The 24,571-nt window shown below is 62.0% G+C and carries 24 protein-coding genes; 9 read left to right on the top strand and 15 right to left on the bottom strand.

Annotation, left to right across the window (positions count from 1 at the left end; genetic code table 11):
- Window positions 1-168 precede the first annotated feature (168 nt).
- The 10 genes from panD to dksA form a co-directional block, all read right to left on the bottom strand.
- A complete protein-coding gene (panD, locus tag BLU76_RS27765) occupies window positions 169-549 on the bottom strand; it encodes an aspartate 1-decarboxylase (protein ID WP_007963888.1) in 381 nt (126 codons plus the stop codon).
- A 184-nt stretch (window positions 550-733) separates the two neighbouring features.
- On the bottom strand, window positions 734-1,594 hold the full coding sequence (panC, locus tag BLU76_RS27770) for a pantoate--beta-alanine ligase (protein ID WP_092225307.1): 861 nt from the start codon (window positions 1,592-1,594) through the stop codon (window positions 734-736).
- Window positions 1,591-2,391: a 3-methyl-2-oxobutanoate hydroxymethyltransferase gene (panB, locus tag BLU76_RS27775; RefSeq protein WP_063324340.1), complete on the bottom strand. Its 801-nt coding sequence runs from the start codon at window positions 2,389-2,391 to the stop codon at window positions 1,591-1,593. The genes panC and panB overlap by 4 nt, the downstream gene beginning before the upstream one ends.
- A 363-nt stretch (window positions 2,392-2,754) precedes the next feature.
- Window positions 2,755-3,240 carry a 2-amino-4-hydroxy-6-hydroxymethyldihydropteridine diphosphokinase gene (gene folK, locus BLU76_RS27780; RefSeq protein ID WP_092150449.1) on the bottom strand — a complete coding sequence of 162 codons (486 nt, stop codon included), beginning with the start codon at window positions 3,238-3,240 and terminating at the stop codon, window positions 2,755-2,757.
- Between the two features lie 3 nt (window positions 3,241-3,243).
- The gene (locus tag BLU76_RS27785; protein WP_057450877.1) at window positions 3,244-4,641 is read right to left on the bottom strand and encodes a polynucleotide adenylyltransferase PcnB; all 1,398 of its coding nucleotides are present in this window, start codon (window positions 4,639-4,641) and stop codon (window positions 3,244-3,246) included.
- A gap of 717 nt (window positions 4,642-5,358) precedes the next feature.
- Entirely contained in the window at window positions 5,359-6,792 is a 1,434-nt protein-coding gene (locus tag BLU76_RS27790; RefSeq protein ID WP_063324342.1) for a sigma-54-dependent transcriptional regulator, read from the bottom strand.
- A 22-nt stretch (window positions 6,793-6,814) separates the two neighbouring features.
- The gene (locus BLU76_RS27795; protein ID WP_161951744.1) at window positions 6,815-9,769 is read right to left on the bottom strand and encodes a sensor histidine kinase; all 2,955 of its coding nucleotides are present in this window, start codon (window positions 9,767-9,769) and stop codon (window positions 6,815-6,817) included.
- Window positions 9,753-9,929 (bottom strand): hypothetical protein, encoded by a 177-nt coding sequence (locus BLU76_RS27800; RefSeq protein ID WP_003176118.1) that lies wholly within the window; start codon window positions 9,927-9,929, stop codon window positions 9,753-9,755. The genes BLU76_RS27795 and BLU76_RS27800 overlap by 17 nt, the downstream gene beginning before the upstream one ends.
- A gap of 78 nt (window positions 9,930-10,007) precedes the next feature.
- Window positions 10,008-10,889, bottom strand: a complete 882-nt coding sequence (gluQRS, locus tag BLU76_RS27805; protein WP_063324344.1) for a tRNA glutamyl-Q(34) synthetase GluQRS — start codon at window positions 10,887-10,889, stop codon at window positions 10,008-10,010.
- 154 nt (window positions 10,890-11,043) lie between these two features.
- The gene (gene dksA, locus BLU76_RS27810) at window positions 11,044-11,487 is read right to left on the bottom strand and encodes an RNA polymerase-binding protein DksA (protein WP_003205639.1); all 444 of its coding nucleotides are present in this window, start codon (window positions 11,485-11,487) and stop codon (window positions 11,044-11,046) included.
- 351 nt (window positions 11,488-11,838) lie between these two features.
- Here dksA and BLU76_RS27815 point away from each other — a divergent pair, with 351 nt between their 5' ends.
- Both BLU76_RS27815 and sfsA read left to right on the top strand, forming a co-directional pair.
- Window positions 11,839-13,011 carry a pyridoxal phosphate-dependent aminotransferase gene (locus BLU76_RS27815; RefSeq protein WP_092225309.1) on the top strand — a complete coding sequence of 391 codons (1,173 nt, stop codon included), beginning with the start codon at window positions 11,839-11,841 and terminating at the stop codon, window positions 13,009-13,011.
- Window positions 13,011-13,757, top strand: a complete 747-nt coding sequence (gene sfsA / locus BLU76_RS27820; protein ID WP_063324346.1) for a DNA/RNA nuclease SfsA — start codon at window positions 13,011-13,013, stop codon at window positions 13,755-13,757. The genes BLU76_RS27815 and sfsA overlap by 1 nt, the downstream gene beginning before the upstream one ends.
- Here the strand turns inward: sfsA and BLU76_RS27825 are convergent.
- On the bottom strand, window positions 13,713-14,030 hold the full coding sequence (locus BLU76_RS27825; RefSeq protein WP_092225311.1) for a Rieske (2Fe-2S) protein: 318 nt from the start codon (window positions 14,028-14,030) through the stop codon (window positions 13,713-13,715). The two genes, sfsA and BLU76_RS27825, sit on opposite strands and share 45 nt — an antisense overlap.
- Before the next feature lie 196 nt (window positions 14,031-14,226).
- Here BLU76_RS27825 and BLU76_RS27830 point away from each other — a divergent pair, with 196 nt between their 5' ends.
- Genes BLU76_RS27830 through BLU76_RS27845 form a run of 4 tightly spaced genes read left to right on the top strand, consistent with a single transcriptional unit; the run spans window position 14,227 to window position 17,777 of the window.
- Window positions 14,227-15,105 carry a heme/hemin ABC transporter substrate-binding protein gene (locus BLU76_RS27830; RefSeq protein WP_092150455.1) on the top strand — a complete coding sequence of 293 codons (879 nt, stop codon included), beginning with the start codon at window positions 14,227-14,229 and terminating at the stop codon, window positions 15,103-15,105.
- Between the two features lie 50 nt (window positions 15,106-15,155).
- Window positions 15,156-16,139, top strand: a complete 984-nt coding sequence (locus BLU76_RS27835; protein WP_170867329.1) for a FecCD family ABC transporter permease — start codon at window positions 15,156-15,158, stop codon at window positions 16,137-16,139.
- A complete protein-coding gene (locus BLU76_RS27840) occupies window positions 16,139-16,906 on the top strand; it encodes a heme ABC transporter ATP-binding protein (RefSeq protein ID WP_092150461.1) in 768 nt (255 codons plus the stop codon). The genes BLU76_RS27835 and BLU76_RS27840 overlap by 1 nt, the downstream gene beginning before the upstream one ends.
- A 16-nt stretch (window positions 16,907-16,922) precedes the next feature.
- Window positions 16,923-17,777, top strand: coding sequence for a ChaN family lipoprotein (locus BLU76_RS27845; RefSeq protein ID WP_092225319.1), 855 nt, complete (start codon window positions 16,923-16,925; stop codon window positions 17,775-17,777).
- A gap of 223 nt (window positions 17,778-18,000) precedes the next feature.
- Here the strand turns inward: BLU76_RS27845 and BLU76_RS27850 are convergent, their stop codons facing one another.
- From BLU76_RS27850 to BLU76_RS27860, 3 genes are all read right to left on the bottom strand, one after another.
- On the bottom strand, window positions 18,001-18,273 hold the full coding sequence (locus BLU76_RS27850; RefSeq protein ID WP_063324352.1) for a TfoX/Sxy family protein: 273 nt from the start codon (window positions 18,271-18,273) through the stop codon (window positions 18,001-18,003).
- Window positions 18,274-18,506: 233 nt separating this feature from the next.
- On the bottom strand, window positions 18,507-18,848 hold the full coding sequence (locus BLU76_RS27855) for a pentapeptide repeat-containing protein (protein ID WP_092150467.1): 342 nt from the start codon (window positions 18,846-18,848) through the stop codon (window positions 18,507-18,509).
- Between the two features lie 91 nt (window positions 18,849-18,939).
- Window positions 18,940-20,496: a bifunctional aminoglycoside phosphotransferase/ATP-binding protein gene (locus BLU76_RS27860; RefSeq protein ID WP_092225321.1), complete on the bottom strand. Its 1,557-nt coding sequence runs from the start codon at window positions 20,494-20,496 to the stop codon at window positions 18,940-18,942.
- 118 nt (window positions 20,497-20,614) lie between these two features.
- Between BLU76_RS27860 and mrcB the strand changes: the two genes are divergently transcribed.
- From mrcB to BLU76_RS27875, 3 genes are read left to right on the top strand one after another with little or no spacing between them, the layout of a single operon-like run.
- Window positions 20,615-22,933 carry a penicillin-binding protein 1B gene (gene mrcB, locus BLU76_RS27865; protein ID WP_092225323.1) on the top strand — a complete coding sequence of 773 codons (2,319 nt, stop codon included), beginning with the start codon at window positions 20,615-20,617 and terminating at the stop codon, window positions 22,931-22,933.
- Between the two features lie 16 nt (window positions 22,934-22,949).
- Window positions 22,950-23,669 carry a tetratricopeptide repeat protein gene (locus tag BLU76_RS27870; RefSeq protein WP_092225329.1) on the top strand — a complete coding sequence of 240 codons (720 nt, stop codon included), beginning with the start codon at window positions 22,950-22,952 and terminating at the stop codon, window positions 23,667-23,669.
- A complete protein-coding gene (locus BLU76_RS27875) occupies window positions 23,669-23,998 on the top strand; it encodes a YqcC family protein (protein WP_072346057.1) in 330 nt (109 codons plus the stop codon). The genes BLU76_RS27870 and BLU76_RS27875 overlap by 1 nt, the downstream gene beginning before the upstream one ends.
- Before the next feature lie 6 nt (window positions 23,999-24,004).
- Here BLU76_RS27875 and BLU76_RS27880 read toward each other — a convergent pair whose 3' ends face one another.
- Window positions 24,005-24,427, bottom strand: coding sequence for a DUF4124 domain-containing protein (locus BLU76_RS27880; RefSeq protein ID WP_170867328.1), 423 nt, complete (start codon window positions 24,425-24,427; stop codon window positions 24,005-24,007).
- Between the last annotated feature and the right edge of the window lie 144 nt (window positions 24,428-24,571).

Genomic DNA, 24,571 nt, shown 5'->3' on the forward strand with positions numbered 1-24,571 from the left:
ATACAACTGGGCGGGAAAGGTCCGACAAACGGAAACGCAGATTGCTTACTGTGGGAGCGAGCTTGCTCGCGATAGCGGTGTGTCCGTCGACATCTCTATCAACTGACCTATCGCTATCGCGAGCAAGCTCGCTCCCACAGGGGGAAATGGTGAAGCAGGTCGATTCGATCAGGCAACCTGGACCGGGATGGCATTGCTGGTGTGACTCAGTTCATTGCCTGGCGCCATGTACAGCATGCGCGGCTTGAAGTTGACCAGCTCGGCTTCGCTGTAGTGGGCGTAGGCGCAGATGATGACACGATCCCCCACCTTGGCCTTGTGCGCTGCGGCGCCGTTCACCGAGATCATCCGCGAACCTTCCTCGCCACGGATGGCGTAGGTGGTGAAGCGTTCGCCGTTGTCGACGTTGTAGATCTGGATCTGTTCGTATTCACGGATCCCCGACAGGTCCAGCCATTCACCATCGATGGCGCAGGAGCCTTCGTAGTCGAGCACCGCGTGAGTGACTTCGGCGCGATGCAGCTTGGCCTTGAGCATGATGGCGTGCATGAATTTTTCCTTTGGTCGGGTCCGAACGGCGGGCAGTCTGCCTGAAGGCTGCCGAGGCGGCAATAACACCGCAGGACCCTTGTGGGAGTGAGCCTGCTCGCGACAGCGGTGGGTCAGTTGACCAATAGGCTGGCTGACGGATTGCTATCGCGAGCAAGCTCGCTCCCACAGGGTTTTGTGATGCTTAGGCGGGCGTGTCGAGATCCAGGTGCAGATTGTCGATCAACCGCGTAGTGCCCAGGAACGCCGCTACCAGAATCACCAGGTCACGGTCCTCGCTCAATGCCGGGCGCAAGGTCTTGGCGTGACGGATCTCCAGGTAATCGGGACGCAGGCCGGCCGCTTCGAGCTGCTTGAGCTGCTCGTCGATCAGCGCCGGGAAATCTCGTCGGCCCTGCTTGATGGCCTCGGCGATCTGGCTCAGGACGCGATAGACCACGGGCGCGACGGCACGTTGGTCCGGGCTGAGGAAACCGTTGCGCGAGGACAGCGCCAGGCCGTCCTCGGCGCGCACGGTCGGTTCGCCGATGATCTGGATCGGCATGTTCAGGTCATGGACCAGTGCGCGAATCACCGCCAGTTGCTGGAAGTCTTTCTGGCCGAACACCGCCAGGTCGGGCTGGACCATGTTGAACAATTTGCTGACCACCGTCGCCACGCCCTCGAAATGCCCCGGGCGACTGGCGCCGCACAGGCCTTCGGACAATTGCGGGACGCTGACCCGGGTCTGCCCGGCCATGCCGTCGGGGTACATCTCTTCGACGCTGGGTGCGAACAACAGATGGCAGCCGGCCTGGAGCAGTTTCTCCTGGTCGGCCGCCAGGGTGCGGGGGTATTTGTCCAGGTCTTCGCCAGCACCGAATTGCAGTGGGTTGACGAAGATGCTCGCCACCACGAAGTCGGCCCGTTGCGCGGCCTTGGTGACCAGCGCCACGTGACCACTGTGCAGGTTGCCCATGGTCGGCACGAAGGCGATGCGTTTGCCTTCGCCGCGGGCACGGGCCACGGCGGCCCGCAGTTCGCGTACGGTTTTGACGGTATTCATGCAGAAAACCCGTGTTCGGCGCCCGGGAAGGTCACGGCCTTGACCTCAGCGACATAGGCACTCAGGGCGCCCTGGATAGACGTTTGCCCTGCCATGAAGTTTTTCACGAACTTGGGTGCGCGACCGGTGATCGACAGCCCGAGCATGTCGTGCAGCACCAGTACCTGGCCATCGGTGGCGTGGCCGGCGCCGATTCCGATCACCGGGATCTTCACCGCCTGGGTGATTTCTTCCGCCAGCTCGCTGGGCACGCATTCGAGCAGCAACATCGCCGCGCCAGCCTGCTCCAGTGCAATCGCATCGGCGCGCATCTGCCGCGCCTGGTTCTCATTGCGGCCCTGGACCTTATAGCCACCGAGGATGTTCACCGCTTGTGGGGTCAGGCCCAGGTGCGCGCACACCGGGATGCCCCGCTCGGCCAGCAGCCGAATCGAATCGGCCAGCCACAACGCGCCTTCGACCTTGACCATGTGGGCGCCGGCCTGCATCAGCATGGCGCTGTTGGTCATGGTTTGTTCGAGGGTGGCATAGGCCATGAATGGCAGGTCGGCGAGAATCAGTGCATCGGTGTTACCGCGTTTGACGGCGGCCACATGGTAGGCCATCTCGGCGGTGGTCACCGGCAGCGTGCTGTCGTGACCTTGCAGCACCATGCCGAGGGAATCGCCCACCAGCAACACTTCGACACCGGCCTCATTGCAGGCGTGGGCGAAAGTTGCGTCATAGCAGGTCAGCATGGCGATTTTCTCACCTTTTTGCTTGAGACCTTGCAGCGTGGTCAGGGTAATAGCTGGCATGAAAAAGTCCTCATTAGGCGCTCTTGAGCTACTGCGAGTAACGCGCATGAATCGTCATCTATACAGGCGCACCCTCTATGTGTGGTGCTTGTAAGGCCTGGATTGCGCCCTTTAAACGCCGCGTTGGCGGCATCGGGACGCCTATAGTCGTGAGGAGCTCTCGGGAAGTCAATTGGATGTGTTACCGCCGGGTGTTACCGGGGTTACTGATGCGTTTCAGCGTAGAGGCGTGTCTCGGATCTGACTGGCGGGTCCCTGATCCTGTGGGAGCGAGCTTGCTCGCGATGGCGGTGTGTCAGTCACCCTGGATGCTGGATGTGCCGACGCTATCGCGAGCAAGCTCGCTCCCACAGGGGGGCTTTGTCAGATAGGAGGCAGGCGTTCCAGGCCAACGAATGGACACGCCGCGAGCAGATCCTTGAGCAAGCGCCCATCGGCCAGGCGCAGGTCGGCGGGTGCCAACTCGGCCAGTGGGTACAGCACGAAGGCTCGGGCCTGCATGTGGTAGTGAGGGACCTTGAGGCGAGACTCGTCGATCAGGCGATCGCCAAACAGCAGGATATCCAGGTCCAGGGTGCGTGGGCCCCAGCGTTCCAGGCGTTCGCGACCTTGTCCGGTTTCGATGGCTTGCAGCGCATCGAGCAGGTCCAGCGGTGCCAGGCGGCTGTCCAGCACCGCCACCGCGTTGGTGTAGCGCGGCTGGCCGGGCAGCAGGGAATCGCTTTGATAAAACGCCGAGACCCCCACCAGTTGGGTATCGGGCAATTGCGCCAGCGCCTGGATGGCACTGCGCAATTGTTCGGCGGGTTCGGCCAGGTTGCTGCCCATGCCGATGTAGATGCGTTCCATCGATTACTCGCCCGATGCGCTCGGTACACCGGCACGCTTGCGCTTGGCACCGCTGCTGCGGCGGCGCTTGCGCGGGCCGCTGGCGCCGTCATCCTTGCCGCTGAGCTCGCGAATCATGTCGCGGCGCTCGCTGTCGTTGGCGTCCTGGTAATCGGTCCACCATTCACCCAGGCCATCGGTCTGCTCGCCCGCGCTTTCACGCAGCAGCAGGAAGTCGTAGCCGGCGCGGAAACGAGGGTTGTCCAGCAGCAGGTCGGCACGCTTGCCGCTGCGCCGTGGCAGGCGTTCCTGCATGTCCCAGATCTCGCGGATCGGCATCGTGAAGCGTTTTGGAATGGCGATGCGCTGGCACTGTTCGGCAATCAGCTCGTGGGCGGCTTCCTGCATCGCCGGGATCGGCGGCATGCCACGCTCTTGCAGGCGCAGCACCCGAGCCGGCAGGGCAGGCCAGAGCAAGGCGGCGAACAGGAACGCAGGCGTCACCGGCTTGTTCTGCTTGATGCGCAGGTCGGTGTTGATCAGTGCTTCGCTGATCAAGGTGTGGGTGTAGGTCGGGTTGTGCTCCAGGGCCTCGGCGCTGGCGGGGAACAGCGGATCGAACAACTGCAGGTCCACCAGCATCTCGAAGGTGTCTGCGGCGTTGCCCGACAGGAACAGCTTGAGCACTTCCTCGAACAGGCGCGCCGAAGGGATTTCCCGCAGCATCGGCGCCAGTTCACGAATCGGCAAGGCGCTGTGTTTTTCGATGCCGAAATCCAGCTTGGCGGCGAAACGCACGGCCCGCAGCATGCGCACAGGGTCTTCCTGATAGCGCTGCTTGGGGTCGCCGATCAGGCGGATCAGGCGATTGCGAATGTCGTGTACGCCGTTGGCGTAATCGAGGATGCGTTCGCTGACGGGATCGTAATACAGGGCGTTGATGGTGAAGTCGCGGCGTTGCGCGTCTTCTTCCAGAGTGCCGTAGACGTTATCGCGCAGGATGCGCCCGCTTTCGTTACGGGAAGACTGGTTGCTGTCTTCTTCTTCATCGTTTTGCGGGTGATTGGCGCGGAAGGTCGCCACTTCGATGATTTCGCGACCGAAGTGGATGTGGACCAGTTTGAAGCGCCGGCCAATGATCCGCGCGTTGCGAAATTCGGCCCGTATCTGTTCCGGCGTGGCGCTGGTGGCGACGTCGAAATCCTTTGGGGTGATGTTGAGCAGCATGTCGCGCACGCAGCCACCGACCAGGTAAGCCTGGTAACCGGCGTTCTGCAAACGTTCGACGATGTTCACCGCATAACGGCTGAACTGGGCCTTTTGCAGTGAATGCTGGCCGCTGTTGAGCACTTCAGGCGTGCTGCGAATGTGTTGCGTACGACGCAAGGGAGAACGGAATGACTGGAACAGCTTCTTCAGCATGGGATGCACTGTTTGAAGGAATATTCGGCCAAAAACGAAGAATGGCCGCATGATGGGCCGAGATTCTAGCATTTAGTCGAGGGATGGTGTAGGACGCAGCAGTTTTGAGCTGCAAGCTGCAAGCGACAAGCTTTGTAGGCTGCGGGGAGGCGGAACGACAGAAACCACAAGGGGAGCCGAAGCTCCCCCAGAATTAGTTACGTGCTCTGTTTTTATTATTGGTTTTGGGCTTCTTGTTTTTGTTGAGTGCCCGCGCCACGAGGTTTTCCCTTCGTGACCCTCCCAATCGGGAGCCAAGAGCAAACGGATTGCTTTGGTCGCTGTGTTGCAGTGATCAATCGATCCAACCAGTTCAGGCACCTGTCTTGAGACAGTTTTTATTGTTCTCGGCCTGGTTGTGGGGCAAGCCCCAAATACAACGCCTCTCCAAAAGAATCAGTTAGCTGCGCCTCTCGCCGTCTTGTTTTTATTGTGCGTGAGTCGATTCGTCTTATTTTTATTGTCTTTTGCATTGCTTGTTATTGTTCTTGTATCAAAGCTATAGCAGGGTGCGTGCCAACTTTTGCGAGGCCCAGCGAAACCGGGGGTTCCAGGGTTATAACCATTTTTCCGAGGCGAAAAAAAGCCGGGGTTTCGTTACCGTAAACCCCGGCTTCTGTTACGTGAAAAAGCTGAGGTAACAGTTTTTTCACATTCGGCGGTGTTACCGCCCACACCTCAGCTTTCGCTGGTCGCTCCGGTCTTGCGCCGTGGAATCCCCAGGCGCTGGCGCCGTTCCCACAGGCACTTGCGGCTTACGCCCAGTTTGCGTGCCAGTTCGGTCTCGGTCATGTGGTCCTGGTGCTCCAGGACGAAGTGCTGGAAGTAGTCCTCCAGGGACAGGTCTTCGGTGGGCTCGTGGCTGGTGTTGTTGGCAGCGCCGCCCTGTTGCGGGGCCAGGCCGATGAACTCTTCGTCGTCCAGGTCGCTCAGTTCGATGTCGATGCCCAGCAGGTCGGCAGAGATTTCCGGGCTCTCGCACAGGATCACCGCCCGCTCGACCGCGTTTTCCAGCTCGCGAACGTTACCCGGCCAGGCGTAATGACGGATGGCCTGTTCGGCGTCCGGGGCGAACTTGAGATCGGTGCGGTTGACCCGCGCGCTCTGGCGAGCCAGGAATGCCTGGGCGATTTCATTGACGTCCGCGCCACGTTCGCGCAGGGCGGGCAGCTTCAAGGCGATCACGTGCAAGCGGTAATACAAGTCTTCGCGGAACTGGCCGATCTTCGCCAGGCTCTTGAGGTCACGGTGGGTGGCCGCGATCAGGCGGACATCGACCTTTTGCGACTGCACCGAGCCGACGCGGCGGATTTCGCCTTCCTGAAGCACCCGCAGCAACCGCGCCTGGGCTTCCAGTGGCAGTTCGCCGATTTCATCGAGGAACAGCGTGCCGCCGTCCGCCGCTTCCACCAAGCCTGCGCGCCCGGCGCTGGCGCCGGTGAACGCACCTTTTTCGTGGCCGAACAGTTCGGACTCGATCAGGCTTTCCGGGATCGCCGCGCAGTTCACCGAAATCATCGGTGCCTTGGCCCGGCGTGACAGGTTGTGCAGGGCCCGGGCTACCAGCTCCTTGCCGGTACCGGACTCGCCCTGGATCAGGACATTGGAGTCGGTCGGGGCCACTTTGCGGATCTTGCTGTACAGGTCCTGCATGGGCGGGCAGGAACCGATGATGCCAATTTCGCCATTATTGTTACTGGCGCCGGCTTTCGTCGAGGCACTGGCCTTGCCGGCGGGTTCCGCCGGGTTGCTGGTCGCCGCCTGTCGGTCGCGCAGGATGCGGGCCACGGCCTGGAGCATCTCATCGTGGTCGAACGGTTTGGCGATGTAGTCCACCGCACCCATTTTCATGGAGTCGACCGCCGAGCGCAGGCTGGCGTAACTGGTCATGATCAGCACGGGTGTGCCCTGGCCGAGCTTGATCAGCTCGGTACCCGGGGCGCCAGGCAGGCGCAGGTCGCTGACGATCAGGTCAAATGTTGGAATGCTGAAACGTTCTTGTGCTTCCTGCACTGAACCGGCTTCGCTGACCTGGTACTGGTTGCGTTCCAGCAGGCGGCGCAAGGCGGAGCGGATAATTGTTTCGTCTTCGACGATCAAAATGTGCGGCATTGATTCGATTCTCTCGACGGTCTCAGTTCACAGCGGACGTCGCTTCGACATGACGCGGCAAGGTCACCCGGATACGGGTGCCGCGTTGGCTTTGTACATCGGCCGGGCTGTCGATGGTGATTTGTCCATAATGCTCTTCAACGATGGAATAGACCAGTGCGAGGCCCAGACCGGTGCCTTCGCCAGGATCCTTGGTGGTGAAGAAAGGTTCGAACAATCGGTCCATGATGTTCTGTGGGATACCGCTGCCTTCGTCTTCGACGATCAGGTCGACCGTGTGTTCGAAGGCTTCACTCTTGACCCGCACCGCGCTGCCGGCCGGTGAGGCGTCCCGCGCGTTGGATAGCAGGTTGATCAACACCTGGGCGAGCCGCTGGGGGTCGCCGTCGACCCAGTGATCCGGATCGCACAGGTTGAAAAACTGCACTTCGAAGTTGCGTCGGTTGAGTGCTAGCAGACCAATGGCATCCTGGGCGACTTCGGCCAGACAGACGGGCTCATCGTTATGTTGGTGGCCGCCGGCATGGGCGAAGCTCATCAGCGACTGGACGATCCGCGACACACGCTTGGTCTGTTCGAGGATCTGGCCGCTGATTTCCGTCAGTTCGCCGTCGTCCTCGCGTTCTTCGCGCAGGTTCTGCGCCAGGCAAGCGATGCCGGTGATCGGGTTGCCGATTTCGTGGGCCACCCCGGCGGCCAACCGGCCGATGCTTGCCAGTCGTTCGGAGTGGACCAGTTTGTCTTCGAGCATCTGGGTATCGGTCAGGTCTTCGACCAGCAGCACCAGGCCGCTGTTACCGGGTGCCAACGGCTCGTCGATCGCGGCCTTGTGCAGGTTCAGCCAACGGGTCTGGCCGTCGAGGGCCAGGTGCTGTTTGTGCAAGTGCTCGTCCGGCAGGTCGATGAAACCTTGCAATAAGCCTTTCCACGGCTCGCCCAGGGTGCTCAGGCGTGAACCGACCACGCGCTGGGCGGCGATCCCGGTGAGTTCTTCCATGGCTTTGTTCCACATCAGGATTTCCTGGTCCTTGGCCAGGGAACACACGCCCATTGGTAGTTCCTGCAGGGTCTGGCGATGGTAACGGCGCAAGGCGTCCAGTTCGGCGGCCAGGCCCGTGAGGCGCGAGTGGTAATCCTCGAGGCGGCTCTCGATGAAGTGGATGTCTTCGGTGACGTAGTTTTCGCCGCCGGCCTTGTAGGGCAGGAACGTCTCGACCATGTCCTGGGCCACGCTGGGGCCCATCAGGCCGGACAGGTTGGCTTCGATCCGGTCGCGCAGTCGACGCAGGGCATACGGGCGACGTTCATCGAAAGGCAGGTAGAGGTCTCGCAGGGCCTGTTCGACTTCCTTTTGCGCGGCCTTGGCGCCTAAGGGCTTGGCCAGTTGCGTGGCGAATTCCTGGGGCGAGGCGGCGTGCAGTTCGCGACGCTGCGGGCGGCGGACATTGTCCACCGCGCAAGCTTCGGCGGCGCTGGCCTCTTCGCTGCTGGCGTTGGTGAACAGCGAGATCAGGGTGAACATCAGCACGTTCGCCGCCAGGGAGGCGATGGCCGCCATATGCCAACTGGTGTCGTCGAGCACGTAGATCATGTTCAGCAGCGGAATATAGAAGCCCTGCAGGTTGCCCATCAGCGGCAACAGCATCGCGACCAGCCACACCAGGATCCCTGCCAGCAGGCCGGCGATGAAGCCGCGGCGGTTGGCAGTCGGCCAATACAGCACCGACAGTACCCCGGGCAGGAACTGCAAGGTGGCCACGAAGGCGACGATGCCCAGGTTGGCCAGGTCCTGCCCCTCGCCCAGCATCAGGTAGAAGCCGTAGCCGGCCATGATGATGGCGACGATCAGCGCCCGCCGTGTCCACTTCAGCCAGCGGTAGATATTGCCTTCGGCCGGTGGCTGGTAGAGCGGCAGCACCAGGTGGTTGAGGGCCATGCCCGACAATGCCAGCGTGGTGACGATGATCAAGCCGCTGGCCGCCGACAGGCCGCCGACATACGCCAGCAACGCCAGGGCCTTGCTGTTGGCGGCGATGCCGATGCCCAGGGTGAAATATTCCGGATTGGTACTGGCGCCCAGCTTCAAGCCGGCCCAGAGGATCAGCGGTACCGCCAGGCTCATCAGCAGCAGGAACAGCGGCAGGCCCCAACTGGCGCTGACCAGCGAGCGCGGGTTGAGGTTTTCGGTAAACGTCATGTGGTACATGTGCGGCATCACGATGGCCGATGCGAAGAACACCAGCAACAGCGTGCGCCATGGGCCTTCCTGCAACGGTGTGTGCAGGGCGGCGAGGGCCGTCTGGTTCTGCAACAGCCAAATTTCCAGCTGTTGCGGGCCATCGAACACGCCATACAGGGCATAGAGACCGACACCACCGATGGCGATCAGCTTGATCACCGATTCGAAAGCGATGGCGAACACCAGGCCTTCGTGTTTCTCCCGCGTGGCGATGTGTCGGGAACCGAAGAAAATCGTGAACAGGATGATCAGTACGCAGAAGCTCAGCGCCACCCGGTGCTGCACCGGCTCGCGGGTCAGGATGCTGATGGAGTCGGCCACGGCCTGGATCTGCAGGGCCAGCAGCGGCAATACCCCGACCAGCATGAAGATCGTGGTCAGCGCGCCGGCCCAGGTGCTGCGAAAACGAAAGGCGAACAGGTCGGCCAGCGACGACAGTTGGTAGGTGCGGGTGATTTTCAGGATTGGGTAGAGCAACACCGGCGCCAGCAGGAACGCCCCTGACACCCCCAGGTAACTGGAGAGGAAACCATAGCCGTACTGGTAGGCCAGCCCGACCGTGCCATAGAACGCCCATGCGCTGGCATAGACACCCAGCGACAGGGTGTAGGTCAGCGGGTGGCGGATGATCGCCCGGGGGATCATGCCTCGTTCGCTGATCCAGGCTACGCCGAACAGCACTGCCAGGTAGGCGGCGCTGATCAGGACCATCTGGGTCAGGCTAAAGCTCATCGGCATCTTTTTGGCTCTGCAGGATGAAGGTCACGACAATCAGGATCAGCCAGAGCAGATACGGCCGATACCAGGCACCCGTGGCATCGATCCACCAATCCATGATGGCCGGGGAGAACAGATAAATCCCCACTACCAGGAGCAGGACCAAGCGATAGATATACATCCCGGCCTCTCTAATTTATGCGCGTGCCCAAAAAACGTGCGGCGATGGTAACGGATGGGCGCCAAGCTGCAAGGGCCGTCAACGTATTTGCGCTTCGGGCAGGCTCAGTGTGCGCGGGATCTTGCCTGCATCCCAGTGGCGAATGCCCCAAGCCAGCAGTTCCCGTGGGCTGGCGTCGACCAGTTCGAGGCCCGGTTGCTGGCCCAGTGCGCGCAACGCCCGTAACAGCAATGGCGTGGCCTGATCGGCCGCCAGGGGCGGTGAGCGGTAGGATTTACCGAGCTTGTGCCCGTCGGGTTGGGTGATCAGCGGCACGTGCAGGTAACGCGGTTGCGGCAACCCGAGCAGTTCTTGCAGATAGAGCTGGCGCGGCGTGGAGTCCAGGAGGTCGGCGCCGCGCACGATATCGGTCACCCCTTGCCAGGCATCGTCCAGGACCACGGCCAATTGATAGGCGTAGAGCCCGTCGCGGCGGCGGATCACGAAGTCGCCGACCTCACGGCCCAGGTGCTGGCGGAACTCGCCCTGGACCCGGTCGGTGAAATGGTACTCAAGCTCGGGGACGCGCAGACGGATGGCGGCGTCCTCGGTGCCGTGCCCGGCATTGCGGCACAGCCCTGGATAAATGCCCTGGTACGCTTCCAGTTGTTTGCGCGAACAGGTACAGGCGTAGGCCAGGCCTTGGCTGAACAATCGGTTGATGACCTGATCATAGGCGTCATGGCGTTCGCTCTGGCGAACCATCTCGCCGTCCCATTCGAACCCATAGCTTTCCAGTGCCTTGAGAATCGCCGCTTGCGCGCCCGGTTCTTCCCGGGGCGGATCGAGGTCTTCCATGCGCAGCAACCAACGCCCGCCCATGGCGCGGGCATCCAGGTACGACGCCAGTGCGGCGACCAGTGAGCCGAAGTGCAAGTGGCCGCTGGGGGTGGGGGCGAAGCGTCCGATGTAGGCAGTCATAGGGCGAATGTTACTGGGTCCGGGCGGTGGGCATGCAATCTCGACAACAAAGCATATCCCCTGTGGGAGCGAGCAGGTTTTTCAGACCTGGAGAAAATATCGGAAACAAAAAACGGAGCGTATGAACGCTCCGTTTCGGTGACAGCGCCGGCGATTACTTGCCGACCTGTTTTTCCTTGATTTCCGCCAGGGTCTTGCAGTCGATGCACAGATCGGCCGTCGGGCGGGCTTCCAGGCGGCGAATGCCGATCTCGATGCCGCAGGACTCGCACCAACCGTATTCTTCGTCTTCGATCAGCTGCAGGGTCTTGTCGATTTTCTTGATGAGCTTGCGCTCGCGATCACGGGCACGCAGCTCGAGGCTGAACTCTTCTTCCTGGCTGGCACGGTCGGCCGGGTCGGGGAAGTTGGCCGCTTCGTCTTTCATGTGATCCACGGTGCGGTCGACTTCCTGCATCAAATCCTGTTTCCACTTGTTCAGGATCTTGGTGAAGTGCGCGCGCATGGGGGCGCCCATGTACTCTTCGCCAGCTTGCGGGACGTAAGGCTCAAACCCGCTGAGCGACTGATTTTGATTTTGCTTTGCTTGGGTGGGCATGAATGGACCGCCTCTACTCTTGTAATCCACTACGCAGGATTGCTCCATCACCGACACCTGCCGGCCCTGCGGCTGCAAGCGGGCGAACTTACCAGATCAAATCGGGCCGCGCTACTCCCGGTTGTCGAGCCTGCGGCGGCCGGGGCTTGTAAAACATGGCCGGGTTCGCTTCGGTGGGGATTTAAACCTGCTCAATGCTTGATTCTAGTCAAGCCTGGGCCAATCGCGGGAGTCATTTCCTGCAATCCACGGGCTCAGACCATTTGTGGTTCGCACCTGTTCCCGCAGTTGTTTCTGACTTGGCTGGAGAGTTGGGTAGAATCGGTTCTTTTTTCCCCTGAAGGAAGGCCAATGGCTCAGCCCTACAGTGCGCGCAGCCGCGCCATCGAACCTTTCCATGTGATGGCGTTGCTGGCCCGTGCCAACGAACTGCAGGCCGCCGGGCATGACGTCATCCACCTGGAGATCGGCGAGCCGGACTTCACCACCGCCGAGCCAATCATCCAGGCTGGCCAGGCCGCGCTGGCGGCGGGCAAGACCCGTTACACCGCGGCCCGTGGCATTCCAGAACTGCGCGAGGCCATCGCCGGTTTCTACGGCCAGCGTTATGGGGTGGAGATTGACCCCCGGCGCATCCTCGTGACCCCGGGCGGGTCCGGCGCGTTGCTGCTGGCCAGCGCTTTGCTGGTGGACCCAGGCAAGCATTGGCTGCTGGCCGACCCCGGTTATCCGTGCAGCCGTCATTTCCTGCGCCTGGTCGAAGGGGCGGCGCAATTGGTGCCGGTGGGGCCCGAGGTGCGTTACCAATTGACGCCAGACCTGGTGAACCGCCATTGGGACCAGGACAGCGTCGGTGCGTTGGTGGCCTCACCGGCCAACCCGACCGGGACGATTCTCACCCGGGACGAATTGGCTGGGCTGTCCAAGGTCATCAAGGGCCATAACGGCCATCTGGTGGTGGACGAGATCTATCATGGCCTGACCTACGGCACCGACGCCGCCAGCGTGCTGGAAGTCGATGACGATGCCTTTGTCCTTAACAGTTTCTCCAAGTATTTCGGCATGACCGGCTGGCGACTTGGCTGGCTGGTGGCCCCTTCGGCGGCTGTCGGCGAGCTGGAAAAGCTCGCGCAGAACCTCTACATCAGTGCGCCGAGCATGGCCCAGTACGCCGCCCTGGCCTGTTTCGAGCCGGCGACCATCGAGATCTTCGAGCAGCGGCGGGCCGAGTTTGCGCGGCGCCGTGACTTTCTACTGCCGGCCTTGCGTGAATTGGGCTTCGGTATTGCGGTGGAGCCGGAAGGGGCGTTTTACCTCTATGCCGACATCAGTGCGTTCGGCGGCGATGCCTTTGCGTTCTGCCAGCACTTCCTGGAAACCGAACACGTGGCCTTCACGCCGGGCCTGGATTTCGGTCGCCATCAGGCCGGTCACCACGTGCGCTTCGCCTACACCCAGAGCCTGCCGCGGCTGGAGGAAGCGGTGGCACGAATCGAACGTGGACTACGGAGCTGGCAAGGCTGATGCAATTTTCCCCTGCGTTGGAAGAAGGTCGCCTGATTCGACGTTACAAGCGTTTTCTCGCCGATATCGAGACCGTTCATGGCGAACTGCTCACTATTCACTGCCCTAACACCGGCTCGATGCTCAATTGCATGGCTGAAGGCGCGCGTGTCTGGTTCAGTCGCTCCAGCGATCCCAAGCGCAAGTTGCCCGGCACCTGGGAAATTGGCGAAACCCCGCAAGGGCGGCTTGCCTGCATCAATACCGCGCGGGCCAACGCGTTGATCGAAGAAGCCTTGCGCGCCGGGGTCATCAGCGAGCTGAACGGGTTTACCGGGCTCAAGCGTGAAGTGGCTTATGGGGTGGAAAACAGCCGTATCGATTTTCGCCTGGACTACGACCACGGCTCGGCCTGGGTCGAAGTCAAAAGTGTCACGCTGGGGTTCGATGGCACGAATGTGGCGGCGTTTCCCGATGCGGTGACCCTGCGCGGGGCCAAGCACCTGAGGGAGCTCGCCTGCCTGGCCCGGGACGGTGTGCGGGCGGTGCAGTTGTATTGTGTGAACCTGAGCGGCATCGAAGCGGTGCGCCCGGCACAGGAAATCGACCCGGTATACGCCGCTGCGCTGCGTGATGCGGTGGCGGCAGGTGTGGAGGTGCTGGCCTACGGGGTCACGCTGACGCCCGAGCAGATGTGGGTGGATCGCGGGTTGCCGGTGCTGCTAGAGCTCGACCCAGATGCCTTGCTCGTCCTCCCGGCTGTCTAGGGCAGCGAGGAACTGACCGGCGCAGGGGCCCGCCACGCATTCGCCGCTTTCTATCAGGAACAGCGCGCCGTGGGTGGCGCACTGGATCAGGCTGGCGCTGGGGTCGAGGAACTGGTCCGGTTGCCATTCCAGTGGCACGCCCCGGTGCGGGCAGCGGTTGAGATAGGCATAGACCTGGCCGGAGCGCCGCACGGCCAGTACTTTGCGCCCATCGAGGTCGAAACCGCGACTGCCGTTGTCGGGCAGTTCGGCGGCGGTACAAAGAAACTTCATGTGTGTCTCTATATGTCTGACGGAGTGAGACTCTGTGGGAGCGAGCTTGCTCGCTCCCGCATGGGCTTCATGTAGCAAAAGATCCGCCCTTGACGGTCAAATGAAAACAATTATCAAATGGCGCCTCCTTCGCAGGTGATTGAGGATACTTGGCCCGGCCCGGTCCTGCGAAAAACTTCTTTGAGGAAGCTGCCCGATGCGCCTGAACATCCGCGTTGTTGCGCTCTGTGTTGCACTGTTGGTCAACCAGGGGACCAGCGCGGCTGAATCGCCGCAACGTTGGGTCAGCGCCGGCGGCGCCGTGTCGGAGTGGGTCAGTGTGCTGGGGGGCGAGTCGAAACTGGTGGGTGTGGACACCACCAGCCAGCATCCTGAATCCTTGCGAGCCTTGCCCAGTGTTGGCTATCAGCGACAGCTGTCGGCGGAGGGCGTGCTGAGCCTGCGTCCGCAGATCCTGGTGGGCACCGAGGAAATGGGGCCACCGCCCGTGTTGGCGCAAATTCGCAGCGCCGGTGTGCAGGTCGAACTGTTCTCGGCCACACCAGACTTGCCGGCCCTGCAGGGCAATCTGCGGCACCTGGGACAGTTGCTGGGGGCTGAGGCCGAGGCGGCGCGGTTGTTCGACCTTTATCAAAAGCAACTCATTCAGCAACAGGCCCGGGTGGCCGAGGCCCAGCGCAAGCAAAAGGCCCCTGGTGTATTGCTGTTGGTGGGCAGTTCCGGCGGCAAGCCACTGGTCGCCGGTAAGGGGACTTCGGCTGATTGGCTGTTACAGCAGGCCGGCGGTCATAACTTGGCGACCCACAGCGGCTACAAGTCTTTTTCCGTGGAAACCCTGGCCAGCCTGAATCCGCAAGTGCTGGTCTTTGCTGACCGTGCCTTGAGCGGTGAAGAAGCGCGTGTGGCGCTGTTCAGGGAAAACCCGATTCTTTCCTCGACCCAGGCCGCCAGGGATGGGCGCGTCATTGAGCTTGATCCGACGCTGTTGGTAGGCGGATTGGGCCCGCGGTTGCCACAAAGCCTGGTGATACTGACGGCGGGCTTCTATCCGGCTGCGTCGGCCACGGCGCCATGACCTCGTTGGTCAAGCCACGCACCTTGTTCATTGGCCTGGGCCTGCTGTGTCTGCTGGCAACCTGGCTGTCCCTGGCCCTGGGGCCGGTGAGCTTGCCGTTGCTCGACACCTTGCGCGCCGCCCTGCGCCTGTTGGGCTTGCCGGTGGCGGCCGATGGCCTGGAGCAGGCCGAACTGATCCTCGGCCAGATCCGTTTGCCACGTACCTTGCTGGGGTTGGCGGTGGGCGGGGTGTTGGCGTTGTCCGGTGTGGCGATGCAAGGACTGTTTCGCAACCCACTGGCGGACCCGGGGTTGGTGGGCGTGTCCAGCGGTGCGGCACTGGGTGCCGCGTTCGCCATTGTCGGTGGCTCGGCGCTGGGTGGGTTGCCCGAAGCCTTTGGTCCCTACGTGTTGTCGTTGTGTGCATTCCTTGGCGGGCTCGGCGTTACGGCGCTGGTCTATCGTTTCGGGCGACGCAACGGCCAGACCCATGTCGCGACGATGCTCCTGGCCGGTATTGCCCTGACCGCGCTATCCGGTTCGGCCGTCGGTCTGTTCACCTACCTGGCGGATGACGCGACCCTGCGCACCCTGACGTTCTGGAACCTGGGCAGTCTCAACGGCGCCAGCTATGCGCGGTTGTGGCCGCTGTTGCTGGTCAGTGCCGCAGTGGCGCTCTGGCTGCCACACCGGGCCAGGGCACTCAATGCGCTGTTGCTAGGGGAGTCCGAGGCTGCCCACCTGGGCGTTAACGTCGAAAGCCTCAAGCGTGAACTGGTGTTTTGTACGGCCTTGGGGGTTGGCGCGGCGGTGGCGGCTGCGGGCATGATCGGCTTCGTCGGGCTGGTAGTGCCGCATCTGGTGCGGCTGGTGGCCGGCCCCGATCACCGGGTGTTGCTGCCTGCTTCGGTGTTGGCGGGCGCAAGCCTGCTACTGTTCGCCGATCTGGTGGCGCGCCTGGCATTGGCCCCTGCGGAATTGCCGATCGGCATTGTCACGGCCTTCATCGGCGCGCCGTTCTTCCTTTATCTATTGGTGCGAGGGCGCGCCTGATGCTGCGAGCGCAGAACCTGCACATTCAACGTGGCCGCAAGACGGTGCTGGCGGACGTCGATCTCGCGCTCAACCCTGGTGAAGTACTCGGAGTGCTTGGGCCCAACGGCGCAGGTAAAAGTACTTTGCTGGCGGGCCTGTGCGGCGAACTGCGCCCGGCCCAAGGGCAGGTCTGGCTCGATGATCGGCCACTGGCCCAGTGGCAGGGGGCCGAGCGCGCCCGGCGCCTGGCAGTCTTGCCGCAGTCCTCGACCCTGGATTTCGCCTTCCGTGTCGAGGAAGTCGTCGGCATGGGGCGCCTGCCGCACCAGAGTGGTCGAGTGCGCGATGAGCAAATCGTCGCCTCGGCGCTGCAAGTGGCAGACGCTGCGCATCTGCACGGCCGCAGTTACCTGGCGTTGTCCGGCGGCGAACGTCAGCGGGTGCATCTGGCGCGGGTGTTGGTGCAGTTGTGGCCAGGTGAAACAGGGCAAACCCTGTTGCTGGATGAGCCGACCTCGATGCTCGATCCGCTGCATCAGCACACCATCCTCCAGGCGGTACGTGAGTTCGCCAGTCGCGGCGTTGCCGTGTTGGTGATCCTGCATGACCTGAACCTGGCGGCGCGTTACTGTGATCGCCTGTTGCTGCTCGCGTCCGGTCGGCCAGTGGCCCTGGACACGCCCCGGCACGTGCTGCGCCCGGAACCGCTCAAGGCGGTGTTTGGCCTGGACGTGCTGGTGCAAGACCATCCGGAGCGCGGGCATCCATTGATCATTGCCCGCTGAGGGCGCCCTGGAGGATATGGACGTGCGCCTGCTTCTGATTCTGGCATTGAGTGTACTGACGGCGTGTCAGAGCATCACACCGCCTCCACTCGGCGGACGAATCCGTGATTTGCACAATGGCCAGGCCGTGACACCCCAGGCATTGGTCAAACGCTTGGCAATGGCGCCTCGGGTGGTGGTGGGGGAGCGGCACGACAATCGCGATCACCACGCACTGCAGGTCTGGCTGCTCCAGGCCCTGGCCGGGCAGCGGGCCCAGGGCAGCCTGTTGCTGGAAATGCTCACCCCCGCCCAGCAACCACGCGTTGATTCGGTCCGCCAGTTACCCACCTTGCCGAAGGACCTGCCCGGCGCACTGGACTGGTCGCCGGGCTGGGATTGGAGCTTGTATGGCCCCGTCGTCGAGTTTGCCCTGGCGCAACGTTATCCGTTGCTGGCCGCCAATCTGGACGCCGCCGAGATCCAGCGTTTCTATCGACAAGCCCCCAGCTTGATGGGCACTCGCTCCAATGCAGCCACTGTGAAGGACGAGTTGTTGGGGCAAATCCGTGAATCCCACTGCGGTTTGCTGCCCGAGTCGCAAATGCCGGCGATGCTGGCCGTGCAGCAGCAGCGTGACCGGCGCATGGCCGAACGCTTGTTGCAAGCGCCGACACCGGCACTGTTGTTCGCCGGTGCCTGGCATGCGCGCAAGGATGTTGGTGTGCCGATGCATGCGTTGGATCTTGGCGCCAGTGAGGCACCCATCGTCTTGATGCTGGCCGAGGAGGGCAGCGAGGTGACGTCGGCCATGGCGGATTACGTGTGGTACACGCCGGCCGTGCCGCCACAGGATTACTGCGCGCAGATGCGCGAACACGCCGGGAAGTGATTTTCTACAGGCAAAAAAAGACCCGGCAAAAGCCGGGTCAAATAACCGTGATTAGCCTGATGAGGAGATATCTGAGAGTCCGAACCAAGGGCTGTTCAAATATCGACCAGTCTCGCGACCGGATGTGCTAATCATAGCGATTCTCATTACCATGTCAAACATTGTTTTACGATTCACCGAAATAACCGCGCGACCAGGGTTCGCGCTGGAAACGAAAGGGGCGTCAGGTCTTATGGCGCATTGAAATGGCGTCCAGCTGTTTATTCAGGGCTTCTTTGCGCTCGGCGGGGATGTCATTCCAATGCACATCCATCAACGCGCCCTCGATGGCGTACAGCAACACCTTGGAGGCCCGGAAGCCCCGAGTGCGTACGGCGCGATAGGCGTCCACCGCGCCAAGCCGGCGTAGATCCGAGGCACTGTGAATGCCCACGGCGTGCAGCCACTGGGCTGATGTCTTGCCCAGATTTTTCAGATGTTGCAGTTCATCATTCATCGAGCCTCCTTGCGAATGGCCGATTGGTGCAGTGGGCAAGCTTCTGAGCAGTGTAGCGGTCAGTAGGAAAAGCGTGATTGTTTGGTTGGATTCGACGCAAAAGCTTCTAATGCATTACGCACGATGGGGTGGGAAAAGGCTGCAAACTACATGCTCCAGCGCAAGCGGGGGCGCTGGAGGTCCGTTTCAGTCTGTGGCAGTTCCGCCTGCTGGCCGACCCGCTTCAAACAGGTTCAGCGAGTGCGGTAGCGCAACCGGGTGCCGAAGTTCATCGACATCAGGATCTCGTCCGCAGACAGCTCTGGCGGGAAGTAGGCGCCGGATATCTGCGCATGGGCCAGGCTCGCGCCTTCCAGTGACGACTTGCGAAAATCGATGCCGCGCAAATCGGCGGAGCGGAAATAGGCGTCGCTGAAGTCAATGTCGTCCGCGTTCAGTTCCCGCAGATCAAGCCCTCGAAAATCGCCGCCGCGCATGTCGACCGGACCTTGTGGGCGTTCGCTGTTGAACCCGGCGATATCATCTTTGCGCAGCAAGGCATAAAGCGGGGTAGTGAGAAGTTTGGGAAGGCTCATTTCATATCACCTGTTGGTTTTATGACGCCAGTATAGTGCCACTATTTGGCGGCCGTGAAGCCGGACATCGCTTCACGGCCGAAATAGTGATCTAGAGGCCTGGCAGGCGCTGGCGGATCTGCGCGACCACGACGTCGAGCGTACCGCTTTCGTTGGTTTGGACCCGTTTGCTGCAGAGAATTTCCGCCGGGGTCAGGGCTTCACGGCTGGCCTGTTGGGCGGCAATGACCGCCAGATTCGCATCGGAGGGGTCTTTCTGGTCGGCCTGACGTTGTGCCAGGCGACTTTCGATGACCGCTTGCGGCGCATTGCAGTCGAGGATCAGGAACGGAGCACCGGTGGCTTCGGCGATTTTCGCTGCTGCGTCGCGTTGATCGCGCTTGAGGTAAGTGGCATCGATTACCACCGGGAATCCGGCGCGCAGGATCACCGCGGCGATTTCATGCAGGCGGGCGTAGGTAGCGCTGCTGGCGTCGCTGCTGTAAATGCCGGCCTGTGGATCGTTGGGTACTTGTTGCTGGCCGAACAGCCGCTTGCGCTCCACGTCCGAGCGCAGGCGAATGGCGCCCAGCGCCTCTACCAGGCGCATCGCGACATGGCTTTTGCCGACGGCCGAAACACCGTGGGTGATGGCCAGGAAAGGCGAAGGAATGGTGCTGTAGCTTTCGGCCAGGTTGGCGTAGTTGCGGTACTGGCGCAGGGTGGTGGCGCGCTGTACCGGATCGGCTTCGGCCGGCATGCTGAACAGCGCGACTTTGGCCCGGACCAGGGCACGATAGGCTTTATAGAAGTTCAGCAGCTCCAGGCCCTGGTAGTCACCGGTCAGTTCCAGGTACTGGCTGACGAAGCGCCGTGCCAGCGATTTCAGGCCGCGGTCCTCCAGGTCCATCGCCAGGAACGCGGTGTCGGCATAGACGTCGGTGAAGCGGAACGGCTCGTTGAACTCGATGCAGTCGAAAATCACCACCTTGCCGTCGATCACGGTGGCGTTGCCCAGGTGGATATCACCGTGGCATTCGCGGATGAAGCCTTCGGCCTTGCGTTGGGTGAACAGCGGCTTGAGGCGTTCGAAACTGCTTTCGGCCCAGGCTTGCAGGGCTTCGAGTTGCAACAGGTCGGCCTTGTCGTTGAGGAACGGGCGGATCTGTTCAAAGTTCTGCAGCACCGGTGCCATTACGCTTTGCGGGGTGCCGGCATCGTTTTCGGCGGGCACCTTGGGCGTGGCGAGGTGGAATTGGGCGATCTGCGCGGCCATCTCGTCGATGTGCGCGGTGGTCAGTTCGCCGTTGGCTTGCAGCGTGCTGAGCAGCTCGCTCTGCGGGAACTGACGCATCTTCAGGGCGTACTCGATGGCCGGGCCGTCGCCACCCAGCTGCGGCGCTTCGGCGCTGCCGGTAATTGGCAGGACGTCCAGGTACAGGTCCTGGGTCAGGCGCTGGTTGAGGCGCAACTCCTCACCACAGAAGTGCTTGCGCGCCTCGAGGCTGGTGAAGTCGAGGAAGCCGAAGTTGACCGGTTTTTTGAATTTGTAGGCGTATGGCCCAGTGAGCAATACCCAGGAAATGTGGGTCTCGATGACCTGGAACCCTTCGACGGGATGCGGGTAGAGGGCCGGGTTTTGCAGGGCAGCGATCAGGGATTGGCTCACGGGCGGTCCTTCATAGACTGGAAAAATTCAGGCCGTCATTATGGCCGCAAGCCGCGCTAACGCAAACCGCGTGGAGGGCTCATGTTGAACCCCGACAAAGTGCGTATAATCCGCCGCCATGACTCGTACCCGATCCCCCCGTACCCCCAAGAAACCACCCGCCAGCCGCCTGCGGCCCTGGCTGGGCTGGGCCCTTAAACTCAGCCTGGTGGGCCTCGTCGTGCTCGCCGGTTTTGCGGTCTATCTCGATGCCGTGGTCCAGGAGAAGTTCTCCGGCAAGCGCTGGACCATTCCGGCCAAGGTCTATGCCCGGCCGTTGGAGCTGTTCGTCGGACAAAAGCTGAGCAAGGATGATTTCCTGACCGAGCTCGATGCCTTGGGTTATCGCCGTGAAAGCGTGGCCAATGGTCCGGGCGCGGCCTCGGTCAATGGCAATACCATCGACCTCAATACCCGTGGCTTCCAGTTCTATGAGGGCATGGAGCAGGCACAACCGGTGCGGGTGCGTTTTTCCGGCGATTATGTCGCTGCGCTGACCGGGGCCAAAAACGCAAGCCTGTCGGTGGTGCGTCTTGAGCCGCTGCTCATTGGTGGCCTGTACCCCAAGAACCTCGAAGATCGGATCCTGATCAAGATCGACCAGGTGCCGCCGTTCCTGCTCGATACGCTGATCGCCGTCGAAGACCGCGACTTCTACCATCACTTCGGCGTCTCGCCCAAGTCGATTGCCCGGGCCGTCTGGGTCAATACCTCCTCGGGCCACATGCGCCAGGGCGGCAGCACGCTGACCCAACAGTTGGTCAAGAACTTCTACCTGACCAACGAACGCAGCCTGACCCGCAAGCTCACCGAAGCCATGATGGCGTTGTTGCTGGAGCTGCACTACGACAAGCAGGAGATCCTGGAGGCGTACCTCAACGAGGTATTTATCGGCCAGGACGGTCAACGGGCGGTGCACGGTTTCGGCCTCGCCAGCCAGTTCTTCTTCAGCCAGCCGCTGTCCGAGCTCAAGTTGCATCAGGTGGCGTTGTTGGTGGGCATGGTCAAGGGACCGTCTTCCTATAACCCGCGTCGTAATCCGGAACGCGCCCTCGAGCGGCGCAACCTGGTGCTCGACCTGCTGCAACAACAGGGTGTGGCGACGGCCGAGCAAGTCGAAGCGGCGAAAAAGATGCCGTTAGGCGTGACCAAGCGTGGCAGCCTGGCAGACAGTTCGTTCCCCGGTTTCATGGACCTGGTCAAGCGTCAGCTGCGGGAAGACTACCGCGACGAAGACTTGACCGAAGAAGGCCTGCGTATCTTCACCAGTTTCGACCCGATCCTGCAGATGAAGGCCGAAGCCTCGGTCGAGGACACCTTCAAGCGACTGGGTGGGCGCAAGGGCGCCGACGAAGTCGAAGCGGCCATGGTGGTGACCAACCCGGAAACCGGCGAAGTCCAGGCCATGATCGGCAGCCGGCAGGCCAGTTTCGCCGGTTTCAACCGGGCGCTGGATGCGGTGCGCCCGATTGGCTCGCTGATCAAGCCAGCGGTGTACCTCACCGCCCTGGAAAAGCCGAGCCAATACACGTTGACCAGTTGGCTGTCGGACGAGACGTTCTCGGTCAAGGGGGCCGATGGCCAGGTCTGGAAACCGCAGAACTATGATCGACGCTCCCACGGCACGGTGTTCCTGTACCAGGGGCTGGCGCATTCCTACAACCTGTCGACGGCTCGCCTCGGACTTGAGGTCGGCGTCCCGAACGTACTCAAGACCTTGGCGCGCCTGGGGGTGAGTCGCGAATTCCCGGCGTTCCCGTCGATGTTGTTGGGAGCCGGTGGCCTTACGCCGATCGAAGTGGCGGCCATGTACCAGACGCTGGCCAACGGCGGTTTCAATACGCCGATGCGCGGGATCCGCAGTGTGCTGACCGCCGATGGCGAGCCGCTCAAGCGTTATCCGTTCCAGATTCAGCAGCGTTTCGATCCGGCCTCCATTTACCTGATCCAGAGCGCGATGCAGCGGGTCATGCGTGAAGGCACCGGCAGTTCGGTCTATAACGTGCTGCCCCGGACCCTGACCCTGGCGGGCAAGACCGGTACCAGTAACGACTCGCGCGACAGTTGGTTCGCCGGCTTCAGCCAGGACCTGCTGGCGGTGGTCTGGCTCGGACGTGATGACAACGGCAAGACCCCATTCACCGGTGCCACTGGCGCGCTGCAGGTCTGGACCAGTTTCATGCGCAAGGCCGACCCGCTGCCGCTGGACATGCCGCAACCGGACAACATCGTCCAGGCGTGGGTCGATTCGCGCACGGGGCAAGGCTCCGATGCCAATTGCCCGGGCGCTGTGCAGATGCCGTATATTCGCGGCAGCGAACCGCCACCTGGTGCTGCCTGTGGCGGCACGAATCCCGCCGAATCGGTGATGGATTGGGTCAAGGACTGGATGAATTAAGCAAAGAGGGTTTCAAGTGAACAAGTGGTTGATTCCAGCGGTAACAGCCGTGGCTTTGCTCAGTGGTTGTTCTACCGTACAACGTGGTTCGATTCCGGTCGTTGACTCCGGCACCGCTGTTTCCAACAGTGAGCGGGTCTCGGCCAACGGCGGTTTCCGTCAGACGACAGTGAAGCGGCCGGTGCAGGGCCAGGTCCAGGCAATCCCGCAGGGCGACACCGGTGTCGTCGTGATGGTGCCAGGTGGCGGCGCGACGACCTCGGCGCCGATCAGCAGCATGCCGATCACGCCGGGCCCGATCACCCCCGGGCCAATCGAAACCTCGCCGATCGATCAGGGCAGCTACAGCATGCCTTCGACGCCGAGCAGCATTCCGTCGGCAGGAGCCGGTGGTCTGTCCGCCGATGAGCAGCTCGACGGTCCGGTCCTGGCCCTGCTGACCACCGCGCAACAGCAACAGGCCGGCGGTGACCTCAACGGTGCGTCCTCCAGCCTGGAGCGCGCCCAGCGTGTCGCGCCGCGCGAACCCCAGGTGCTTTATCGCCTGGCCCAGGTGCGCATGGCCCAGGGCGACGCACCGCAAGCCGAACAGCTGGCCCGTCGTGGCCTGACATTCTCCAGTGGTCGTCCGGCACTTCAGGCCAGCCTGTGGGAATTGATCGCCCAGGCCCGTGAGAAACAGGGCGATTCCGCTGGCGCGGCATTGGCCCGTCAGAAGGCCAAGGTTTCGCTCTGATGGATACGCGTTTTCCTCGGATCGCCGATCAGTTGCTGTTGATCGAGCGGGAACTGCGGGTCCAGGGCTGGTGGAGCGATGTGTCGCCTTCGGCGCAGGCGCTGGCCAGCGTCGAGCCGTTCGCGGTCGACACCCTGGACTTCGAGCAATGGCTGCAATGGATCTTCCTGCCCAGGATGAAAACTATCCTGGAAAACGACCTGCCGCTGCCCAACGCCTCGGGCATCCTTGCCATGGCCGAGATGGTCTATGCCCAGCGGCCAGGGCAGGGCATCGAGTTGCAGCGGCTGCTGGCGCAGTTCGATCAGTTGATCAGCAACGCCGGCTGACCGGCGTTACTGACAGTTCTCCTCGATTTGCTTGCGGGTCTCGTCGATCCGCAGGCGCCGCTCCTCATCGGTGAGGCGGCGCATTTCCCCCTCCACGTCTTCACGTACCCTGGGATTGTTCTGCAATTGCGCCAGGTTGGTCCGCGCCTGTTCGCAGAACGCCTTTAGTTGGGCTTCCTGCTCGGCAATCTGTTTCTTGACCTGTTGGTCGATGGCCTTTTGGTCGCCAATGACTCCGCCAGACGGCGGTGCCGCCGGTTTGGCGGGCGGCGGGGCGGACTTGATCACCGTCGTGGCCTCCATGCCTTCCGGCGGCTGGGCGCCGAAGTGGGTAACGCCCTGGGCGTCCACCCATTTGTAGACCTGGCCGGCCATGCACATCGGGCTCAGGCCAACCAGCAGGCTGGCCGTCAAGAAGATCATTCGCATGCTGTTTCCTTGTCATGGGTTGCGCAATTGAAGCTAACACAGTTGCCGTTTAAAGGTTTTTTCTTGCGTTCTCATGCGCTTACTTCGAATAAAACACATAGACGACTTGACTTGAAGGAGGCGAAACAGAAGAATCCAAAGTCC

It is taken from the genome of Pseudomonas sp. NFACC08-1, from assembly GCF_900106735.1.
Classification (GTDB): Bacteria; Pseudomonadota; Gammaproteobacteria; order Pseudomonadales; family Pseudomonadaceae; genus Aquipseudomonas; species Aquipseudomonas fluorescens_Q.

Bases quoted from the DNA above. Each gene is read 5' to 3' on its own strand.
- sfsA (WP_063324346.1), top strand. From the start codon at position 13,011: ATGCAATTTTCCCCTGCGTTGGAAGAAGGTCGCCTGATTCGACGTTAC.
- panB (WP_063324340.1), bottom strand. From the start codon at position 2,391: ATGCCAGCTATTACCCTGACCACGCTGCAAGGTCTCAAGCAAAAAGGT.
- BLU76_RS27850 (WP_063324352.1), bottom strand. From the start codon at position 18,273: ATGAATGATGAACTGCAACATCTGAAAAATCTGGGCAAGACATCAGCC.
- panD (WP_007963888.1), bottom strand. From the start codon at position 549: ATGCACGCCATCATGCTCAAGGCCAAGCTGCATCGCGCCGAAGTCACT.
- BLU76_RS27790 (WP_063324342.1), bottom strand. From the start codon at position 6,792: ATGCCGCACATTTTGATCGTCGAAGACGAAACAATTATCCGCTCCGCC.
- BLU76_RS27880 (WP_170867328.1), bottom strand. From the start codon at position 24,427: ATGCGAATGATCTTCTTGACGGCCAGCCTGCTGGTTGGCCTGAGCCCG.
- BLU76_RS27800 (WP_003176118.1), bottom strand. From the start codon at position 9,929: ATGTATATCTATCGCTTGGTCCTGCTCCTGGTAGTGGGGATTTATCTG.
- BLU76_RS27815 (WP_092225309.1), top strand. From the start codon at position 11,839: ATGGCTCAGCCCTACAGTGCGCGCAGCCGCGCCATCGAACCTTTCCAT.
- BLU76_RS27785 (WP_057450877.1), bottom strand. From the start codon at position 4,641: ATGCTGAAGAAGCTGTTCCAGTCATTCCGTTCTCCCTTGCGTCGTACG.
- BLU76_RS27840 (WP_092150461.1), top strand. From the start codon at position 16,139: ATGCTGCGAGCGCAGAACCTGCACATTCAACGTGGCCGCAAGACGGTG.
- mrcB (WP_092225323.1), top strand. From the start codon at position 20,615: ATGACTCGTACCCGATCCCCCCGTACCCCCAAGAAACCACCCGCCAGC.
- gluQRS (WP_063324344.1), bottom strand. From the start codon at position 10,889: ATGACTGCCTACATCGGACGCTTCGCCCCCACCCCCAGCGGCCACTTG.
- BLU76_RS27795 (WP_161951744.1), bottom strand. From the start codon at position 9,769: ATGCCGATGAGCTTTAGCCTGACCCAGATGGTCCTGATCAGCGCCGCC.
- BLU76_RS27875 (WP_072346057.1), top strand. From the start codon at position 23,669: ATGGATACGCGTTTTCCTCGGATCGCCGATCAGTTGCTGTTGATCGAG.
- dksA (WP_003205639.1), bottom strand. From the start codon at position 11,487: ATGCCCACCCAAGCAAAGCAAAATCAAAATCAGTCGCTCAGCGGGTTT.
- BLU76_RS27825 (WP_092225311.1), bottom strand. From the start codon at position 14,030: ATGAAGTTTCTTTGTACCGCCGCCGAACTGCCCGACAACGGCAGTCGC.
- panC (WP_092225307.1), bottom strand. From the start codon at position 1,594: ATGAATACCGTCAAAACCGTACGCGAACTGCGGGCCGCCGTGGCCCGT.
- folK (WP_092150449.1), bottom strand. From the start codon at position 3,240: ATGGAACGCATCTACATCGGCATGGGCAGCAACCTGGCCGAACCCGCC.
- BLU76_RS27845 (WP_092225319.1), top strand. From the start codon at position 16,923: ATGGACGTGCGCCTGCTTCTGATTCTGGCATTGAGTGTACTGACGGCG.
- BLU76_RS27830 (WP_092150455.1), top strand. From the start codon at position 14,227: ATGCGCCTGAACATCCGCGTTGTTGCGCTCTGTGTTGCACTGTTGGTC.
- BLU76_RS27855 (WP_092150467.1), bottom strand. From the start codon at position 18,848: ATGAGCCTTCCCAAACTTCTCACTACCCCGCTTTATGCCTTGCTGCGC.